At 68.8% G+C, this 19,387-nt stretch carries 17 protein-coding genes, 1 pseudogene and 1 riboswitch; of the genes and pseudogenes, 2 read left to right on the top strand and 16 right to left on the bottom strand.

Annotated elements, in window-relative coordinates:
• Window positions 1–72 precede the first annotated feature (72 nt).
• Window positions 73–1,239 carry a hypothetical protein gene (locus ABD989_RS10200; RefSeq protein ID WP_345313410.1) on the top strand — a complete coding sequence of 389 codons (1,167 nt, stop codon included), beginning with the start codon at window positions 73–75 and terminating at the stop codon, window positions 1,237–1,239.
• Window positions 1,240–1,317: 78 nt separating this feature from the next.
• On the opposite strand, the gene ABD989_RS10205 is transcribed toward ABD989_RS10200, so the two are convergent.
• From ABD989_RS10205 to ABD989_RS10235, 7 genes and pseudogenes are all read right to left on the bottom strand, one after another.
• A complete protein-coding gene (locus ABD989_RS10205; protein ID WP_345313411.1) occupies window positions 1,318–1,824 on the bottom strand; it encodes a hypothetical protein in 507 nt (168 codons plus the stop codon).
• 2 nt (window positions 1,825–1,826) lie between these two features.
• Complete coding sequence (locus ABD989_RS10210) at window positions 1,827–2,306, bottom strand: hypothetical protein (RefSeq protein ID WP_345313412.1); 480 nt, start codon at window positions 2,304–2,306, stop codon at window positions 1,827–1,829.
• 58 nt (window positions 2,307–2,364) lie between these two features.
• Window positions 2,365–4,008, bottom strand: a pseudogene (locus tag ABD989_RS10215) (N-acyl-D-amino-acid deacylase family protein).
• Window positions 4,009–4,041: 33 nt separating this feature from the next.
• Window positions 4,042–4,836 carry an SDR family NAD(P)-dependent oxidoreductase gene (locus ABD989_RS10220; protein WP_345313413.1) on the bottom strand — a complete coding sequence of 265 codons (795 nt, stop codon included), beginning with the start codon at window positions 4,834–4,836 and terminating at the stop codon, window positions 4,042–4,044.
• A 1-nt stretch (window position 4,837) separates the two neighbouring features.
• Window positions 4,838–6,511, bottom strand: coding sequence for a steroid-24-oyl-CoA synthetase (casG, locus tag ABD989_RS10225; protein WP_345313414.1), 1,674 nt, complete (start codon window positions 6,509–6,511; stop codon window positions 4,838–4,840).
• 61 nt (window positions 6,512–6,572) lie between these two features.
• Window positions 6,573–7,337 carry an alcohol dehydrogenase catalytic domain-containing protein gene (locus ABD989_RS10230; protein WP_345313415.1) on the bottom strand — a complete coding sequence of 255 codons (765 nt, stop codon included), beginning with the start codon at window positions 7,335–7,337 and terminating at the stop codon, window positions 6,573–6,575.
• A gap of 14 nt (window positions 7,338–7,351) precedes the next feature.
• Window positions 7,352–8,728, bottom strand: a complete 1,377-nt coding sequence (locus tag ABD989_RS10235) for a flavin-containing monooxygenase (RefSeq protein WP_425556517.1) — start codon at window positions 8,726–8,728, stop codon at window positions 7,352–7,354.
• On the opposite strand from ABD989_RS10235, the gene ABD989_RS10240 reads away from it, so the two are divergent.
• Window positions 8,727–9,308, top strand: coding sequence for a TetR/AcrR family transcriptional regulator (locus ABD989_RS10240; RefSeq protein ID WP_345313417.1), 582 nt, complete (start codon window positions 8,727–8,729; stop codon window positions 9,306–9,308). The two genes, ABD989_RS10235 and ABD989_RS10240, sit on opposite strands and share 2 nt — an antisense overlap.
• Here ABD989_RS10240 and ABD989_RS10245 read toward each other — a convergent pair.
• The 9 genes from ABD989_RS10245 to secA2 form a co-directional block, all read right to left on the bottom strand.
• Window positions 9,295–9,930, bottom strand: coding sequence for a dihydrofolate reductase family protein (locus ABD989_RS10245; protein WP_345313418.1), 636 nt, complete (start codon window positions 9,928–9,930; stop codon window positions 9,295–9,297). The two genes, ABD989_RS10240 and ABD989_RS10245, sit on opposite strands and share 14 nt — an antisense overlap.
• Window positions 9,931–9,990: 60 nt before the next feature.
• Entirely contained in the window at window positions 9,991–12,858 is a 2,868-nt protein-coding gene (gene gcvP, locus ABD989_RS10250; RefSeq protein ID WP_345313419.1) for an aminomethyl-transferring glycine dehydrogenase, read from the bottom strand.
• Window positions 12,859–13,055: 197 nt separating this feature from the next.
• A riboswitch (glycine riboswitch) is annotated at window positions 13,056–13,146 on the bottom strand.
• 37 nt (window positions 13,147–13,183) lie between these two features.
• The gene (locus tag ABD989_RS10255; protein ID WP_425556518.1) at window positions 13,184–13,810 is read right to left on the bottom strand and encodes a MerR family transcriptional regulator; all 627 of its coding nucleotides are present in this window, start codon (window positions 13,808–13,810) and stop codon (window positions 13,184–13,186) included.
• A gap of 215 nt (window positions 13,811–14,025) precedes the next feature.
• Window positions 14,026–14,526, bottom strand: coding sequence for a bifunctional nuclease family protein (locus ABD989_RS10260; RefSeq protein WP_246996249.1), 501 nt, complete (start codon window positions 14,524–14,526; stop codon window positions 14,026–14,028).
• Between the two features lie 46 nt (window positions 14,527–14,572).
• Window positions 14,573–15,310: a transcriptional regulator FtsR gene (gene ftsR, locus ABD989_RS10265; protein WP_486327076.1), complete on the bottom strand. Its 738-nt coding sequence runs from the start codon at window positions 15,308–15,310 to the stop codon at window positions 14,573–14,575.
• A 14-nt stretch (window positions 15,311–15,324) separates the two neighbouring features.
• Window positions 15,325–15,765, bottom strand: a complete 441-nt coding sequence (gene garA, locus ABD989_RS10270; RefSeq protein WP_246996251.1) for a glycogen accumulation regulator GarA — start codon at window positions 15,763–15,765, stop codon at window positions 15,325–15,327.
• Window positions 15,766–15,955: 190 nt separating this feature from the next.
• Window positions 15,956–16,360, bottom strand: coding sequence for a glycine cleavage system protein GcvH (gene gcvH / locus ABD989_RS10275; RefSeq protein ID WP_246996253.1), 405 nt, complete (start codon window positions 16,358–16,360; stop codon window positions 15,956–15,958).
• Between the two features lie 75 nt (window positions 16,361–16,435).
• The gene (locus tag ABD989_RS10280) at window positions 16,436–17,074 is read right to left on the bottom strand and encodes a CDP-alcohol phosphatidyltransferase family protein (RefSeq protein WP_345313420.1); all 639 of its coding nucleotides are present in this window, start codon (window positions 17,072–17,074) and stop codon (window positions 16,436–16,438) included.
• Window positions 17,071–19,362 carry an accessory Sec system translocase SecA2 gene (gene secA2 / locus ABD989_RS10285; RefSeq protein WP_345313421.1) on the bottom strand — a complete coding sequence of 764 codons (2,292 nt, stop codon included), beginning with the start codon at window positions 19,360–19,362 and terminating at the stop codon, window positions 17,071–17,073. Before secA2 ends, ABD989_RS10280 begins: the two co-directional genes overlap by 4 nt.
• Window positions 19,363–19,387: the final 25 nt, after the last annotated feature.

Raw genomic sequence — 19,387 nt, forward strand, 5'->3', positions numbered from 1 at the left:
AGACGAGTAGTGACAGCGGCGCCCCGGCCGTCCGGCCCCGGGCGGTCGCGCCAACGACGAAGGGGACACCCAGTGGGGACACACCGCAGCGGCGGCACCCGACAGTTGTTCAGCCGACCGCTTCTGGCCGGCGCGCTGAGCCTGATCCTGATCGTGGCCATCGTCGTGGCCTGGCGTGGATACGGCGAGCGGATCGACGACGGCAGCGCCGTCGCCGAGAGCTGCCTCGAAGGTGAAGGCGTGGTGCCCATCATCGCCGATCCGGCGATCGCCCCCGCCCTGCAGGAGATGGCGAAGGCCTACAACGCGCTCGATCCGATCGTCCGCGACCACTGCGTGAACGTCGAGGTCCGCCCCGCCGACGCGCAGGCCACCCTCGAAGGGCTCACCGCCAAGACCTGGGACGCGCAGGCGTACGGCGCCTACCCCGGCGCCTGGGTGCCCGAATCGTCGGTGTGGGCCGCCGCGCTCGAAATCGCCGCACCCGCCACGCTCGCCGGCAGCCCGCAGTCGTTGGTGACCTCCCCCGTCCGGCTGGCGGTGGAACCGGCATTGGCCGCCGCCGCCGACGGCGGCATCGCCTGGGGCGACCTGCCCGCGCTGACCCGCGCCAACTCCCTGGCCGCGTTCGGGCGAAGCAGCTGGGGGTCGATCCGCATGGCCATGCCCACCGGCCCGCAGTCCGACGCCACCTCGCTGGCCGCGCAGGCCGTCGCCGCGGTGACCGCCGACGCGACCGGGCCGCTCACCGCCGAGCAGGCCTCGTCGAGCGATGTCGTCGCCGCCGTGACCCAGCTGATGTCGGCGCCGCCCAGTGCCGGTGACGGCTCCGTGGATGCGGCCGTGCAGTCGATCAGCGAGACCACCGTTCCGGCGACCGCGCCGATCCGCGCCGTCCCGATTACCGAACAGCACCTGTACCTGATCACCAAGGACGACGCCGAGGCCAAGGTCGCCGCCGTGGCGCCGACCGGCCCCACCCCGCAGGTGGACTACCCGGTGATCACCCTCGCCGGCACCCAGGTGCAGGCCTTCGTGGCCGATGCGACCGCCGAGTTCTTCACCTTCGCGCGCAAGCCGGAGCAGATGAAGCTTCTCACCCAGGCCGGTTTCCGCGGCGCGGGTCCGCTCCCGGAGAACACCGCCACGGTGACCTTCGACGAGGTCACCGATCCCCTGCCGATCCCCGAACCCGCCGCCTCGGTGGAGATCGACAAGACCCTCCGCTCAGAGTCCTGAGCAGATCACCGGTGTCGCCGGCGACACCGTTGATCGTGACGGACGAGCGCGGCGTTTCGGCAGATGCTCGGATCTCATCTACGCATTCTCAGGCCCAAAGCTCCATTGAGTGTTCTCCAAGTGCAACCGTGCCGCTTCGGAAAGATTCACGCTCTCCTCCCGGAGTCTCTGATACGGCAGGAGCGCAGACTCGCCGTCCTCGCTGAACATGGACAGCAACGTCGCGAAGAGGGCAACTCTCCGACCGGTATCGGTGGGAATGCCCGCATTCAGATCGCCTGCCGCGGAGCAGATGATCCCCGCCCACTCCCGAATGGGGAGATCGCGTATTCCGCTACGTCCAGCCGCGACACCGTGCGTCCACTCCGCGAGGCTTCTGCTGCCCTCGGTGGAGTCAGAGTGGCTGAGTGCTTCGCGAATCGCGACTGACGCCATCGTCATAAGAAACGCATCCACTGTGATGAGTAGAAGGTCTTCGTCCTCATCAGCTTCCGCAAGCGATTGAAGCACTCGCCCTCCATCGCCCAACTGGTACGCATCGACCAGCGCAACGACCCACTCGTTGACGACAGCTTCCCGAACCATGCCTACTCCACCGATCCGCTGAGACCCGGCTGCACCCTGATATATGCCTCAGCAAACCTCGCCCGCTCTTCGAGTAGCCGTCGCCTTCCAACTGGCGCGAGAAGCGTGTGAATCATGAGGGACGCCGAAACCCTGTCGAATTCCGGAGGCGTCGTCGCCTTCTTCTGATACGTGTTGATCATCAGCTCTAGGTCGGTGATCGACAGCCCGGAGATGTCTTTCGTCAATGAGGACGCGGCCGACAACAAGAGGTCCAGTCGATGCGAATCTTCGTTCGACGGAAACTGGGTCTTGATGTACGACGATGCTGTGCCCATCAAGTCCACGAGGAAGTAGTCGATGAAATCGGATCCGTCCTCATGTGAAGGATCGACGGAGTTCAACGTGGACATGATCTCGCTGGTCACACCCCCCGCACGGAGGTACTCGATAGCATCGACCAAGAATTCTGCGGCTTCTTCCCGGACTTCGGGGCCAATCATCGGCCGCTGCTCCTCATCGCAGCACACGCCGCGATAGCCTCTGTCATCCCAGTGAGTCCTAGGTGGTGGCGCGCAGGAACTCGCCGGAGCGTTCGACACCGTGCGCCGGGTCGGCGACGCCCTCGCCGAACACGTAGCGGCCGTTGACCAGGACCGCGGTAGACCGTGTCGTCGTTGCGGTTGACCATGCGCGACAGGTTGCCCCAGTCCTCGATGGGCGCCTCCGCGTAGGCATCGAGCGTGGCATCGAGGTGCGCGGGATCCAGCACCAGCACGTCGGCGCGGTCGCCGGGGCGCAGATGTCCGGCGTCGAGGCCGTACCAGTCGGCCAGCTCGCCGGTCATCCGGTGCACGGCCTGCTCCACCGTCATGAACGGCTGCCCGGCCTCGGCGGCCGCGTGCACGCGGTGCAGGTAGCGCAGGCCGAAGTTGTAAAAGGCCATGTTGCGCAGGTGCGCGCCGGCGTCGGAAAAGCCGAGCTGGATGCCGGGGTCGGCGGCCAGCTTGTTCAGCACGTCCTCGCGGTGGTTGGAGATGGTGGTGCGCCAGCGCACCTTGTCGCCGTGCTCCACCAGCAGATCCAGGAAGGCGTCCACCGGGTGCAGGCCGCCGCGGTCCAGGCCCACCTGGCCGAAGGTCTTGCCGACCACCGTCTCGTCGGGGCATTCGACGATCTCGGCGTCGAAGAAGTCGCGGTGCCACACGCGCGGACCGTACTTCTTGTCGTAGTCCTTGCGGAACCACCGGCGGTAGTCCTCGTCGGCCAACAGGGCCTGCAGTTCGTCGATCTGATTGGCCAGGTGCAGCGCGGCCGCACCGGAGCCGAACTCCTCGAACACCGGCAGGTCGATGCCGTCGGAGTAGACCTCGAACGGCACCGGCAGGTGCTGCCAGCGGAAGTCGCCGCCGAGCTTGTTGATCACCTTCGCCATCAGCGGGAACAGGTGGATCACGCCGGGGATGGCCTTGATGTCGGCGGCCGAGAGCAGGCTGACCTTGAGGTTCGGCCGACCGATGCCGAGGCTGGAGAGCACCATCGACACCAGGGTCTGCGGGCGCGCCACGTCGGGGCCGCCCTGCAGCACACGACGCCGCTTGCGCAGGATCGCGTTGAGGCGACGCTTCTCGCTGCGCGTGGCGTACGTCGACGGCAGCGTCCGCGACCGGCAGACCTCGCCGTCGAGCTTGTCGAACAGCAACTGCTGCGACGACAGCCCCACGAAGCCCTCGTCCAGCGCGTCGCCGAGCATGCGCTCCATGGCCGCCAGGTCGGCTGCCGTCGGCTTCACCTCATGCGTGGTGGCGCGCACCAGACCCATCTGGGCCACCCGCATGTCCGAATGGCCGACGAAGGCCGCCACGTTCGGGCCGAGCGGACGCGCCTGCAGGGCAGGCACGTACTCGGCCGGCCCCGACCACGTCTTGTGGTCGTCGAGGGTCTTCACCACGTGCTGGCGGGGAATCGCCTCGACGCGACCGGATTGGCGAGCACCTCCACGTCGTAGTGCGTGTGGATGTCGATGATGCCGGGCATCACCCACTTGCCCTTCGCGTCGATCACCCGGTCCACGCCGTCGGTGTCGAGCGGGGTGGGGCTGACCGCGACGACGCGACCGTCGCGGATGCCGACGTCCCGCAGGACCGCGGGCGCTCCGGTTCCGTCGAACACTCGTCCGCCGGTGATCACCGTGTCGAAAGTCATCGTCGTCTTCTTTCCTTCGTGCTGGTCAGATCGTCAGGCCGTGCCGAGGTTCGACAGGTCCGCGTAGTTGGAGATCTCCCAGCCGCCGTCGATCACCAGTGAGGTGCCGGTGATGTAGGCGGCGTCGTCGGAGGCCAGATACAGGCAGGGGCCGGCCACTTCGTCGGGGCTGCCCGGGCGGCGCAGCGGGATACGCTCCAAGAACAAGTCCTTGGCGGGCTCGTAGCCCAGGACCGGGGCCACCAACGGGGTGTCGATGAGGCCGGGCAGCACCGCGTTGACGCGGATCCCGGCGGGGGCCAGTTCCAGGGCGGCGTTCTTGCTGAACATCTCCACCCCGGCCTTGCCGGTGGAGTACGGACTCCCGCCGACCATCGGGATGTGGGCATTCAGCGAGGCGACGTTGACGATCGCCCCGCCGCGGCCCTGCGCCACCAGCTGGCGGGCCTGATGTTTGACGCACAGGAACACCGCCTTCTGCACCAGGTCGACGGTAAAGTCCCAGTCCTCCACCGCCAGGTCGGTGACCGCGCCGTAGCGCGAAGACCCGGCGACGTTGAAGGCCAGATCGAGACCGCCGAACCGCTGCACAGCGGCCGTGACCGCGGCGGCGACCGCGTCCTCGTCGGTGACGTCGGCGATGACGGGCGCGCAGGCGTCGCCGAGGTCGACGGCCAGCTGCGCCAGTGCGTCGGCGGCGATGTCCACGGCGACGACCGACGCCCCCTCGACCACGAGTCGGCGCGCGACGGCGGCCCCGATGCCGGAGGCGGCACCGGTGACGAGTGCGGTCCGTCCGGCGAACCGAGGGGGCGTCGTATCACTCATGTCAGATCGTCACCTTCGCGCGCATGGTCTTGCCGGTCGCGTTGCGCGGCAACGGATCCGAGGTGATCCGCCACGTGGTCGGCACCTTGAAGTAGGCCAGCCGCTCGCGGGCGAACGCGGTCAGTTCCTCCTCGGTGGGCGTCTCGTCGGCGGGCAGGTCCTCGCGCAGCACCACCACCGCGCCGACCGTGGAACCGAGGTCGGCGTCGTCGATGCCGAGCACCAGCGACTCGTCGATGGCCGGGTGCTCGTCGAGCACCTGCTCCACCTCGACGGGGTAGATGTTCTCGCCGCCGCGCAGGATCAGGTCCGAGCGCCGGCCGGTGAGGAAGAGTCGTCCGCCGTCGATCACGCCGTAATCGCCGGTGCGCAGCCAGCGGTCCTCGGTGATCGCGGCCGCGGTGGCCGCCTCGTCGTTCCAGTAGCCGAGCATCACGTAGGCGCTGCGTGCGCAGACCTCGCCGAGCTCGCCGTCGGGGACGCGGTTTCCCTCCGGGTCGCGCAGTTCCATCTCGACGCCCAACACGGGGCGTCCGACGTTGCCGGGCACCGCCATCAGGTCGAGCGGGGTGGCGACCGCGATGGCCGTGGCGCACTCGGTCATGCCGTAGCTGTCGACCAGGGAGAACTGCGCGAACGGCAGACGCTCCCGCAGCCGCTGCTGCAGTGCCGGGGACGACGGGGCCGACGCCAGCGCGAAGGCCGACATCGCCGACAGGTCGAACTGGTCGAGGTCGTCGACCTCCAGGATGCGCTGGGCCATCGTGGGCACCACGGCCCAGTTGGTGACCTTCTCCTTGGCGACCAGGGCCAGTGCGCGCTCGGGCTCGAAGGCGCCCTGGTAGATCACCACGGCGCCGCCGGTGGCCAGCCGCGGCAGAGCCAGATTGTGCAGGCTGGCGATGTGGAACAGCGGCGAGGTCAGCAGGTAGCGCCGTTCGGACACGGACTCCTTGGTCCATTCGGCACCGGTGAAGGCGGCCAGCACGGCATCGCTGTGCCGGTGGTAGTCGATCACGCCGAGGACGTTGCGCTGCGAGTGCACCGCACCCTTGGGTCGACCGCTGGTACCGCTGGTGAACAGGATGACCGCGGGATCTTCCTCGTCGACGTCGGTCTCCGGCAGCGCCGCGCCGGCGAACTCGGCGAGCAGCGCGGGCATCGTCTCTTCCATGGTGATCACCGGGACGTCGACACCGGCCTCGACCAGGACCGCCGCACGCTTGGCATCGGCGACGATCACGGTCGGCTCGGTGCGTTCCACCGAGTGGGCCACCTCGCGCGGCGCCCACCACGAGTTGTAGCCGACGGCGATGGCGCCGAGGGTCTGCGCCGCCCAGAATGCCACCACCCATTCGGGGGTGTTGGCGGCCAGGATGCCGACACGGTCGCCCTTGCCGACGCCGTACCGGTCGCGCAGCGCCGTCGCGAAGGCCGCCACCATGGCGGCATGCTCGGCGAAGGTCACGCGGGAGTCCTCGGTGATCAGATAGTCCCGGTCACCGAACCGCACCGAATCGGCGAGCACCGCGCCCAACGAGCGGTCGCGATGCACCAGCACCGGGATCTCGGTGCCGAGTACTTCCTCCTGCTGCAGTTCGAAGGGCGCTCCCGGCGCCGAGAGGCCCGCATATACGGCCGCGACGAAGTCCTGCGGGTCTGCTGAGTCAGTCACTACTGTCCTCCGAGTGTGGTGTGGATCATTTCTCTCTCTTGATTATTACCGCATCTGACAATCACGGGAGCAAGACGCCCCCCTCGGATCGCACCGCGTCCAACCGTTCGAATGCCGGGCGCGCCTGCGCCAGCAGGAACGTCTCCACGGCGGCCGTCACCTTGCCCGCCCTGGCCAGCGCGATCACGTCGATCAGGTCGCGACGGGTGCCGCCGTAGGACTTGCGGATCGACCCACCCCACGGCCACCCAGGGTCGCCTGCCGGTTCGGCAGACACGCCGGGCACTCCGCCGCCGAGCCCCACCATCCGGGCGGTGGCGCCCGGCCGCAGGTGGTCGGCCACACCCGCGATGGCGTGCATGCTGGTCAGACCCGCGTCAGCGATCGGCGCGGCCTGCGTGAACGGCAGGTCCCCAAGGTCGACGACCGACCGCGCGGGCACCGCGACGTACTCGGCCATCCCGCCGTCCGGCCCCAGCCCGGGACACGGCGGCATCGCGGTACGCCCGGCCGCGAGACAGACGTTCTCGTTGCCGCTGACGCATTCCCGGCACACACCGCACGACCAGCACAGGTACACGGCGCACCGCCGGCCCACCGGGACGTCGGTCACCGCCGAGCCGACGGCGACCACGGTGCCGGCGATCTCGTGCCCCATGGTGAGCGGCTCTTCGCGCACCTTGTACGGGAAATGCAGCAGGTGCAGATCCGAGTGGCAGATCCCGGCCGCCCCGACCTTCAGTAGCACCTGATCGGCCGCCGGCGTCGGCACCGGCACCTCGCGGATCTCGGCGACGTCGGGGTCGGTCAAGTGCAGGGCACACATGTGCGTCGGCAGGGTCACCGGAGGGCCCCGACCGGCGCCTCGTGGGTCGACCGCGCGGAGCGGCCGACGGTGGCCTTCGCCCGCTTGGCGCCGCGGTCGATCTCCTTCTTCAAGTCCCGCACATACGGGTCGAACTCCACCTGGATGGTGTGCCGCGGCGAGTCGTAGTAGCGACCGAGGTAGGTGCGCTCATCGGCGGCGATCGTGGCCGCCATCGCGGGGGCATCGGGCAGACCGTAGTTCCCGGTGAGGTAGGCGACCAGCAGCTTGCTCTGCTGCTCGGCGAAGTTCACCAGGGTCGGCATCGGCTGGGCCAGGCCCATGTACACGAGATTGTCGACGCCGGGCAGGAACATCCGCTTGTAGAGCGGCAGGCGGTTCTTCGCGTCGGGCACCAGCGCCGGATCGTCGAAGAACGGGAAGCTGATGTGGTAGCCGGTGGCGCAGATGATGACGTCGGCCTCGATCGAGGTGCCGTCGACGAAGTGCACCGTATGCCCGTCGAGCCGCGAGATGGCCGGCTTGAAGTCCATGTCACCGGCCCCGGCGCGGCCAAGGAACTCGCCGCTGGCCGACGGATGCGCCTCGAACGGCTGATGGTCGGGCTCGGGCAGACCGTAGTTCGACATCGCGCCGATGTTCTTGCGGATGAAGCGCCGCATCAGCTTGAGCGAGACCTTCTTCGGGATCCACGGCGGCACCACGCTCTTGTCGCCGGCCACGCCGCCGATGTACTTGGGCAGCACCCAGATGCCGCGACGGGTGGAGACGGTCAGCCGCTTCGCGAGGAAGCGCTGCGACAGTTCCGAGGCGATGTCCAGGCCGGAGTTGCCCATGCCCACCACGATGACGCGCTTGCCGCGCATGTCGATCGGATCGAAGGGGTCGTTGTAGGAGTGGCTGTGAATCAGCTCGCCGGCGAACTCGCCCGGGTAGTCCGGGGTCCGCGGATCCCAGTGGTGGCCATTGCAGACCGCGATGAAGTCGTAGCGACGCTCGTCGCCGTTGGACAGCGTGACGGTCCAGGTGCCGTCGGCCTCGCGACGAGCGTTCTCCACCTTGGTGGTGAACTCGATCTTCTCGCGCAGTCCGAAGTAGTCGGTGTAGTCGCGCAGGTACTGGTGCAGCTGCGAGTGGTGCGGGAAGTCCGGCCAGTCGGCCGGCACCGGGAAGTCCTCGAACGCCAGCCGCCACTTGGAGGTGTCGATGTGCAGGCTCTGGTAGCAGGCCGACATGCCGTTCGGGTTGCGGTAGTACCAGGTACCGCCCACGTCGTCGGACGCCTCGAAGCAATCGAACGGGATCCCGTGGTCCTGCAGGCGCTTGGCGGTCGCGTGCACGACGCTGAAAGGCGGGAGCGACGTCAAATCAGCCCCGCGCCGCGGCGGCATGCGCGAGGAACAGAAGCGCGCCACCCGCGCCCGGCTGATCGAGGCGGCGCGCGCACAGTTCGCCGCGGGCGGCTATGCGGCAGTAACGGTCGACGACATCGCCGGTGCCGTCGGCTGCAGCCGCGCCACCTTCTACCTGCACTTTCCCAGCAAGGTGGAGATCCTGCGGGCGGTCAGTGCCGACGACGCGCTCTCCGCGGTCGAGTTCTACGACGGACTCGACGACGCCCTCGCGAGCGGCTCCAAAGAACACTTCCGGCAGTGGTTGAGTGCTGCGATCGGCTGGTTCGACGAGCATCGCGACATGCTCACCGCGTGGGACGAGGCCACGGCGCTCGAACCGGATTTCACCGTGACGGTGCGCGACGGCCTCGACGCTCTCCCCGAAGCGATGCCGCGCTACCTGGCGAGTTGGCCGACCGCGCAGCACGTGGAGGCGCGCCTGCGCATCGAACTGCTGGTGGCACAACTGGAACGCTTCTTCGCCCGGTGGGCGCTGCAGGGCACCATCGAGGTGTCCGCGGACACCGCCGTCGACGTGCTCACCGACATCTGGTACCCGGCGCTCACCGCCGGTTGAACAGCCGGTGCGTTCGGCCGCTGGCGCTGACGAGCGTCTCGACGTCGAAGCGCTCTTCTAACCCCGAGCAGCCCGGCCAGATCGACTCGCCCTCCCCCAGCACCACCGGCACCGTGGCCAGGTGGAGGAAGTCGACGAGATCGGCCTGCAGAAACTGACGAACGGTCGACGGTCCGCCGCCGAGCCGGATGTCGCCGCCGTCGGCCAGGTCCCGCGCGAAGGCCAACGCCTCCGCCGGCTCGGCGTTCACGAAATGGAAGACGGTGCCGTTGTCGAACGCCAGCGGTGCGCGCTCGTGGTGGGTCAACACCACCACCGGCGTCCGGAACGGCGGTGCGTCACCCCACCAGCCGCGCCAGTCGTCGTCACCCCACGGTCCGGTCTGCGGCCCGAACTTGCGGCGCCCCTTGATCTCCGCGCCGATCCCCTGCCCCCAGGTGCTGGTGAAGATCCGGTCGGCGGTGATCGGCTCGTCGACCCGGTGGACGTCTTCGATGACCCGGTCGTCGAAGTCGCCGAAGAGAACGCGGGCCTTGCCGATCGGCTCGGCCTCGGTCACATAGGTGCCCGCGCTGTAGCCGTCGAGCGAGATGAACAGGTTGTGCACGCGGACTCGGCTCACGACGGCCTCCGGGGTTGATCGATCGTGCGACCGACGCTACTCCCCGTCAGGCCGGGAGAGTCAGTCCTGCGCGAACGCCTCGATCGGCGGGCAGCTGCAGACCAGGTTCCGGTCGCCGAAGGCCTGGTCGATGCGGCGCACCGACGGCCAGATCTTGGCGCGCGCCCCGGCCGACGGCAGACCGCTCGGGTACACCGCGGTCATCCGGTCGTAGCCGCGATCCCACTCGGCCGCCAGGCATTCCGCGGTGTGCGGGGCGCCGGCGAGCGGGTTGTCGTCAACCGTCCAGGTGCCGTCGGCGACCTTGGCGATCTCCCCGCGGATGGCCACCATCGCGTCGATGAAGGCGTCGATCTCGTCGAGGTTCTCGCTCTCGGTGGGCTCCACCATCAGGGTGTTGGCCACCGGGAAGCTCATCGTCGGCGCGTGGAAGCCGTAGTCCGCCAAACGCTTGGCCACATCGTCGACGCTGACCCCGGTCTCCTTGATGAGGTCGCGCAGATCCAGGATGCACTCGTGAGCCACCCAGCCGTTCGGGTCGGTGTAGAGCACCGGGAAGTACTCGTCCAGCCGCCGCGCGATGTAGTTGGCCGAGGCGATCGCGGTCAGCGTGGCCTCGCGCAGCCCCTGGGCGCCCATCATCGCGATGTAGGCGTAGGTGATCGGCAGGATCGACGCCGATCCGTACGGTGCCGCCGAGATGGTGATCCCGGTGTCCGGCAGCTCCGACGCCAGCGGGTGGCTGGGCAGGAACGGCGCCAGGTGCTCGCGCACCGCCACCGGACCGACGCCCGGGCCGCCGCCGCCGTGCGGAATGCAGAAGGTCTTGTGCAGGTTCAGGTGCGAGACGTCGCCGCCGAACCGGCCCGGGCGGGCCAGTCCGACCAGTGCGTTCAGGTTGGCGCCGTCGACGTACACCTGGCCACCGGCATCGTGCACGGCCGCGCAGATGTCGGTGACCTCGTGCTCGAAGACGCCGTGCGTGGACGGGTAGGTGATCATGATCGCGGCGAGCTCGGCGCGGTGCTTGTCGATCTTGGCCCGCAGGTCGTCGGTGTCGACGTCGCCGTTCTCGCGGCAGGCCACCACCACCACGCGCATGCCGGCCATCACCGCGGACGCGGCGTTGGTGCCGTGCGCGCTCGACGGAATCAGGCAGATGTCGCGCTCGGTGTCGCCGGCGGCGAGGTGGTACTTGCGGATCGCGAGCAGGCCCGCGTACTCGCCCTGCGAGCCGGCGTTGGGCTGCAGGCTCACCCGGTCGTAGCCGGTGATGGCCACCAGCCAGTCCTCCAGGGTGGTGATCAGTTCCCGGATGCCGACCGAATCCTCCAGCGGCGCAAAGGGATGCAGGCCGCCGAACTCGGGCCAGGTGATCGGCTCCATCTCGGTGGTGGCGTTGAGCTTCATGGTGCACGAGCCCAGCGGGATCATGCTGCGGTCCAGTGCCACGTCCTTGTCCGACAGCATGCGCAGGTAGCGCAGCATGGCCGTCTCGGTGCGGTACCGGTGGAACGACGGGTGGCCGAGGAAGCCGCTGGTGCGGTCGGCGACCTCGACGACGAAGTCCTCGTCCGCGGGCCCGTCCGCGGCGATGCCGAACACCGCCAGCACATCGGCCACGTCGGCCTCGGTGGTGGTCTCGTCGCACGCGATGCCGACGCGGTCGGCGTCGATCAGGCGCAGGTTGATCCCGTGGTCGGCCTTGGCGGCGGCGACGATGGCCGCGGCCTCGCCGGGCACCCGCACCTCGACGGTGTCGAAGAACCGGCGGTGGGCCACCGTGCGACCGCCCGCCGCCAGGCGCGTGGCCAGCGCGACCGCGCGACCGTGGACGCGCTGCGCGATCTCGGTCAGGCCGGCCGGGCCGTGGTACGAGGCGTACATCGCGGCGAGGACGGCCAGCAGGACCTGCGCGGTGCAGATGTTGCTGGTGGCCTTCTCCCGGCGGATGTGCTGCTCGCGGGTCTGCAGCGACAGGCGGTAGGCGAGGTTGCCGTCGGCATCCTTGGACACGCCGACGAGGCGGCCGGGCAGCTGACGGGTGAGCTTGGTGTGCACGGCGAGGTAGCCGGCGTGCGGTCCGCCGAAGCCCATCGGCACGCCGAAGCGCTGGGTGGTGCCGAAGCACGCATCGGCGCCCTGCTCGCCGGGCGGGGTGATCAGGGTGGCGGCCAGCAGATCCACGCCGGCCGCGACCAGCGCACCGCGCTCGTGGGCTGCGGCGATGATCGACGTCGCGTCGACCACGCGTCCGCTCGCGCCCGGCACCTGCAGGATGACGCCGAAGAACTCGCCCTCGGGCAGCCCGCCGTCGGCGGCCTCCGCATCCAGTGCGGCCTCGACCACCTCGATGCCGAGCGGCTCGGCGCGGGTCTCGATCAGCGCACGGGTCTGCGGAAACAGGTCGACGTCGACCACCAGGCGCGGGGACTTGGACTTGCCGGCACGACGCAGCAGGGTCATCGCCTCGGCGGCCGCGGTGGCCTCGTCGAGCATCGACGCATTGGCCACCTCCATGCCGGTCAGGTCGGCGACCATGGTCTGGAAGTTCAGCAGCACCTCGAGGCGGCCCTGGCTGATCTCCGGCTGGTACGGAGTGTACGCGGTGTACCAGGCGGGGCTCTCGATGATGTTGCGCTTGAGGACGGCCGGGGTGTGGGTGTCGTAGTAGCCCAGGCCGATCATGCTGCGTGCGACGGTGTTCTTGCCGGCCAGCTCGCGCAGGCGCGCGGTGGTCTCGGCTTCGGTGAGCGGCGCGTCGAGGGCGGCCAGCGCGCCGGCCGGATCGGCGATCGCGGCGGGCACCACGCGCTCGGCGAGTTCGTCGAGCGAGGCCACGCCGAGGACCTCGAGGATACGTGCGGTCTCGTCCGCGTCGGGTCCGATGTGGCGGGCCACGAAGGGTGCGGGCAGGATTTCGGTCATGGCGGGACGGCCTCGTCTGGTCGGTCCGGCGCGGCGCCGGACAAGGGCCCTCCCCCTCTGTCATGTCACGCCGGAGCGGGACGCCTGAGAGATTCAGCGCGCCGAGACCATGCAGGCCGCGGCGGCGCCTTTCACCGTGGGCGGACCGGCCGACACCCCGCAAGAGGGTACGAACCGGTCACTTTCCAGAGACGCCGACTGTTGCCACGGTCCTTCTGCCTGAGAGTTTGACGGAGAGGTGTTGCTCCTTCGGCGGCCCCGGATGGGACTCTCTCCCGCAGCTCAGCGACGTGGCCGTCAGTCTACCCACACCGGGGCCGAGGAGCTATCCGGTGCGACGCGTGCGATTCTTCCGGCGGGCGGCCAGCTCGTCCTCCGGGGCGGTCTCGGTGACGCCGCCGTCGGCGCGCTCGCCCGGGAAGTCGGCGATGGTGCCGGTGAGCTCGCGCATGGCGCCGGAGACGGCGATGCCGAACACGCCCTGACCGCCCTGCAGGAGGTCGACGACCTCCTCGGCGGAGGTGCACTCGTAGACGGTGGTGCCGTCGGAGAAGAGGGTGATGCGGGCGAGGTCCTCCACGCCGCGCTGGCGGAGGTGGTCGACAGCGACGCGGATGTTCTGCAGCGAGATGCCGGTGTCGAGCAGTCGCTTGACGATCTTGAGGACCAGGATGTCCTTGAAGGAGTACAGCCGCTGGCTGCCGGAACCGGCCGCGCCGCGGATGGACGGCACCACCAGCGAGGTGCGGGCCCAGTAGTCGAGCTGGCGGTAGGTGATGCCGGCGATCTGGCAGGCACTCGGCACGCGGTACCCGACGAGCTCGTCGGGCACGGTGTCGTTCGGGAACAGCCCCGGCGCCACTTCGTCGAGGCCGCCCTGTACGGGTTCGGTCACTCGCTTATCGAGCACGCTCTGCTCGTCGGCACGCGGATCAGAAGGCTGGTCGCCCACGGTGTCTCCCTCACGCAACATCGGACCGGTGGAAGTCCTCTCAACGAGGATACTCCGCCGAATCGGTTCAGTGTGTCGGCCGCGCGAGTTGGCGACGGCGTTGACATTGAAACTAGGGACTGCGGGGCGACGAAACAACGCGACGCGCGGGCAAACCTCAACCTAAAGTTGAGGTGTAGGTCAACGGTGACCGGGCAGTGACCGTTCCGTGACCGTCAGGACTCGGGACCGAGGAAATCCTCGGGCGAGACGTGGTCGAGGAACTCGCGGAAGGCTTCGAGATCGTCGTCACTCGCGGCTTCGCCCGGTGCTTCGCCGTCTTCGTCGGGCATCGACAGGCCGGCGTCGTCGAGCACCTCTTCGCTGGCGACGATCGACGCACCGACGCGCATCGCCACGGCGATCGCATCCGAGGGCCGGGCCGAGACCACGGCACCGCCGCTGAAGACCATCTCGGCGTAGAAGGTGCCCTCTTGCATGTCCACGATGCGGACCTGCGTCAATTCCTGGTCGAACGCCGCGCACAGATTCACGATCAGGTCGTGCGTCAACGGCCGCGGCGGCTCGATACCGCGCTGCTGCAGCGCGATCGACGCCGCTTCGCTCTGTCCGATCCAGATGGCCAGGTAACGAGCGCCTTCGGCCTCACGCAGCAGCAGCACGGGCTGGTTCTGCGGGGCCTCCACTCGGATCCCGACGATTCGCATCTCACCCATGGTTCAGCCCTTTCTACCTGTACTGCGCACTGCTCGGTCGAGGCACTCAGTCGAGGACGCCGCGGACCGCGGCCTTCACCAGTTGAGTATGCAGCGTCACCGACAGCGCCGCCATCTCCCGGATGAGTTCCTCGGCGCGGTCACGCGCACCGGTCCCCTTGCCCTTGGCGATGGGGCCGGCGATCTGCGCGACCAGACCGGCCTCGCGGTCGGCACTCACCTTGAAGGCGCGCAGGTGGCGCGTCTCCAAACCGAAGTTCGCGAGGGCAGCGGCGGCTTCCACCAGCCGCACCGCGTCCTCGTCGAAGAAACCGCCCGGGCCGGAGGCCAGCAGGCTGTTGCGCATCAGCTCGCTGATGAAGGCGTTGTCCACGCCGGTGCGCTCGATCAGCGCTTCCCGCGACACACGACCGCCCCGCGTGGCGAAGTCGGTGGCCGGGGCCACCGCGCTGCGGGCCGACGACAGCAGCCGCGCACCCGGGCCCTCCGCTGCTTCGGCGTCGATCGCATCCAGCTGCTCGCGGATCACCTTGAGCGGCAGATAGCGGTCGCGCTGCGCCGTCAGGACGAATCGCAAACGCTCGCAGTCGGATTCGGTGAACCGGCGGTAGCCCGACGGCGCACGCTCGGGCGTCACCAGACCTTCCGCCTCCAAGAAGCGAATCTTGGAGATGGTCACGTCCGGGAAGTCCTCGCGCAGAAGCGTGAGGACCGCACCGATCGACATCGACCGGCTTCCGACGTCCGAGCGCGCGGAATCCGCGCGGGCAGCGTTCGCTGTCACGGGAGGTGGCAGTCCTATTCTCCGGCGCGGGGGCCGGACAGGAAGACGAGACGGAACTTGCCGATCTGCACCTCGTCACCGCTGGTGAGCGTGGCGTCGTCGACCGGCTCACGGTTCACGTAGGTGCCGTTGAGGCTCCCGACGTCGACCACCTTGAAGTCGTTGCCGGACAGGCGGAACTCGGCGTGGCGACGGCTGACCGTCACATCGTCGAGGAAGATGTCGCTGTCGGGATGGCGACCGGCCGAGGTGGTCGCCTGGTCCAGCAGGAAGCGCGAGCCCGCGTTGGGGCCGCGCTTGACTACCAGAAGGGCCGTGCCGGGCAGCAGCCGCTCCACACCGGTCTCACCGGCTTCCGGAGTCGTCGCGGGCGCGTCGATCTCCTTGATGAACTCCTCACGGAATACCGAAGTGGTCTCCACCGGTGCTTCGTAACCGTCGTCTTTACCGCTCACCACAACTCCTTCGCCGACCCTGGGTCGGTCCTGTCAAGCACATACATGGCAGCGAACACTCCTCGCCGTTGAGTGCGTTCGCGGGCAGGATCTCTTACCCAGAGAACCTACCGGTTCACCCCCGTCGCCGTCAGCGAGTCGCCGACGATCGGGCATGGTTGGAATTCTACTGCGCCGGGTTCCTCGCCGATCAGTCGGCGATGACCTGGAGGTATCCGTCCGCGTCGAGAAGCGCGGCCATCAGGGCGTCCAGATCGGCGTCGTCGGCGACGGTGATCTCCACCAGCCAGCCCTCGCCGTAGGGGTCCGAGTTGACCAGTTCCGGCGCGTCCACGACGGCGTCGTTGGTCGCCGAGACCGTGCCGGCCAGCGGGCCGAAGATGTCCGAGACGCTCTTGTGCGACTCCACCTCGGCGAACGATTCACCGGCGGTCACCTCGGAGTCGACGTCGGGCAGCTGCACGAAGACCACGTCGTTCAGCGCATCCTGCGCGAAGTCGGTGATGCCCACGCGCACGGTCGACGGTCCGACCTTGCGGAGCCACTCGTGGTCGTCGGTGTAGCGCAGTTCCGCGGGAACCTGGGTGGAAGTCACGGTCTCACCTTTCTGCGTCCGGGGCCTCGGCCCCGGCTTCTCGGACGACGCGCTGTGCGCACGCCGCGTAGAACTCTATCGGTCGGCGGTGCCGGCCGCTGCCATCCCCCTGGGTAGCGTCCGCACCACCTGCACCGTCTGGATCCAGTACAGAACCAGCGTCCACAGGTACATGCCGACGCCCCAGATCAGGAAGGCCCAGCCGATCGGGAAGGCCACGGTGCCGACGATCCCGTCGATCTGCCCACCGAGCAGCCACGGGAACGAACTCATCAGCGCGAACGTGGCCGCCTTGCCGATGTACAGCGTGGGCAGGGCGGTGATGCCGCGGCTCTTGAGCAGCGGCGCGGTGCCCAGCAGCAGCACGTCGCGCGCGACGATCAGCCCGATGATCCACCACGGCACGTAGCCCTTGAGTCCGAAGCAGATCGGAATCACGATCACGTACAGCCGGTCGGCCGCCGGGTCGAGCAGCGCACCGATCTTGGACGACTGATCGAGCCAGCGGGCGAGCTTGCCGTCGAGCCAGTCCGAGAGCCCCGAGACGATCAAGATCGCCAGCGCCCAGCCGGGCGAGTCGGCACCCATGAGGAGCCAGACGAACACCGGGATCAGCGCCAGCCGCATCAGGCTGAGCGCGTTGGGCACCGTCCACAGCGTGTCGGCGGGTTCCGGCGGGGCGGCCGGTGCCGACGGGCCGGGTGCCCGGGTCATCGGAAGATGCCCACAATCCCCTGCATCGCCTGCGAACCGGCGGAGAACTGGTTCTCATTGACCAGGTAGGTCCAGGTCATGGTGGAGCGGTGCAGATCGGCCCCGTCGAGGTCGACGCCGTCGGCGGTGATCGTCACCTCGCGGAAGGTGGCCGCCGCCGCGGTCATGGCCTCGTCGACGATCTGGGCGAACTCGCCGAAGATCAGCTTGTGGAACTCCTCCAGCGGGCTCTGCGCACCGAGCGCCCGCAGATGGATGCTGGCCTGCACGTCGGCCACGTAGGCCAGGTGATCGGCCCAGGCGCGGTCCAGGTGGTACAGCACGATCTCGCGGGCCGCCTCGGTCAGCACCTCGTCGTCGAGGTCTTCGGCGAGCTCGGACCAGCGCTCGGGCTCGGCCTTCTCCAGGTCGCGCGCGGCGGCGTCGGTCTTAAGCACGTTCATGCGACGTCGCACGATCGACTCGCGCTGCTCGTTGACCTGCTTGTTGTAGCTCCAGGTGTTCGAGTGCAGGGTCAGCATGGCGGCCTCGGCGATGCGCTGCGCCTGCTCGACGGTCTCGATGCCCTTGGGTCCCAGGAGGCCGTCCGGAGCGTCGGCCTGCACTTCGCGCAGCGTGGTGATGTTCTTGGTGACCAGCGGGTCCTCCAGGCTGGAGAAGAACACCGACCGGCCCGGGTCGCCCTGGCGGCCGGCGCGGCCGCGCAGCTGGTTGTCCAGCCGCTCGGTGTCGTATCGACCGGTACCGACCACGCACAGGCCCCCGAGGTCGAGGACCTCCTCGCGCGCGTCGTCGTCGCCGTCCGAGCCGCCGAGGCGGATGTCGGTGCCGCGACCGGCCATCTGCGTGGAGACGGTCACCGCGTTCTTGCGGCCGGCCTCGGCGATGATCGCGGCCTCTTCGGCGTCGTTCTTGGCGTTGAGGACCACCGCGGTGACCCCGGCGCGCTCCAGGAAGTAGGCCAGCTCTTCGGACTGGGCGACGTCGTGGGTGCCGATCAGGATCGGCTGTCCGGTCTCGTGCGTGGCGGCCACGAAGTCGACGACGGCCTCGACCTTGTTGGCCTTGGTGTCGTAGACGCGGTCCGGCTCGTCCTCGCGGATGTTCGGCGCGTTCGACGGGATCTGGGACACTTCGAGGCCGTAGAACTGCCGGAACTGCTCGCCGGCGGCGATGGCGGTGCCGGTCATGCCTGCGACCTTCGGGTAGCGGCCGATCAGCGCCTGCACGGTGATCGTGTCGATCACCTCGCCGGCCTCGGTCAGCTCCAGACCCTCCTTGAACTCGACAGCGGCCTGCACGCCGTCGGGCCAGCGCTGCAGACGGGCCACGCGGCCGCGCGAAGCGTTGATCAGGTGCACCCCGCCGTCGCGGACGATGTAGTCCACGTCGCGTTCGAGCAGGTAGTACGCGTAGAGCGCGACGTTGACGTGCACCAGGGTGGAGCCGACGTGCTCCTCGTCGTACAGATTGATGCCGCCGAGGGTGGCCTCGACGAGCTGCGCGCCCTCTTCGGTGAGCGAGACGTTCCGGCCGTCGGCGTCGATGTCGTAGTGCTTAGCCTTCAGACGCGAGACGACGTCGAAGATCGCGCTGTTGGGAATGGCGGCCGGGGTCGCGCCCGCCAGGATCAGCGGCACCAGTGCCTCGTCGACGAGCACCGAGTCGGCCTCGTCGACGATCGCCACGTCGGGCACCGGCGCGACGAGAGCCTCGGCGGTCAGGACCAGGTGGTCGCGGAGGACGTCGAAGCCGATCTCATTGACCGAGCCGTAGGTCACCGGGCAGCCGTAGGCCGCGCGCCGCTCGTCCGGGGTCGCCTTCTCCGACAGCGCGCCCACGTCGATGCCGAACAGGTCGTACAGCGGCTTCATCCACTTCGCGTCACGACCGGCGAGGTAGTCGTTCACCGAGATGACGTGCACCGAATGCCCGGACAGGGCGAAACCGACGGCGGCGATCGCGCCGGCCAGGGTCTTGCCCTCACCGGTGGCCATCTCCACCACGTCGCCGTCGAGCATGCGCAGCGCACCCTGCAACTGCACGTCGAACGGCGTCATCTCCAGGGCTCGCGTGCCGCCCTCCCGCGCCAAGGCGAGGAACCGTGTGCGGCCGCTCTCGGTGGTGACGTCCAGTTCGGCTGCGGCCGAAGCGAATTCGTCGTCGGTCAGCGCCTGCGCCCAGTCGTCGTGAGCGGTCGAGGCTTCGATCATCGCCACCGACTTCGACTGGTTCCGCGTCGCCTGCGCACCGAGCATGCGCCACATCGCGTTCGAGAACTTACCCATCGGTGACTATCCAACTCCTTGCCGT

This window comes from Gordonia alkaliphila (genome assembly GCF_039542465.1).
Lineage (GTDB): Bacteria > Actinomycetota > Actinomycetes > Mycobacteriales > Mycobacteriaceae > Gordonia > Gordonia alkaliphila.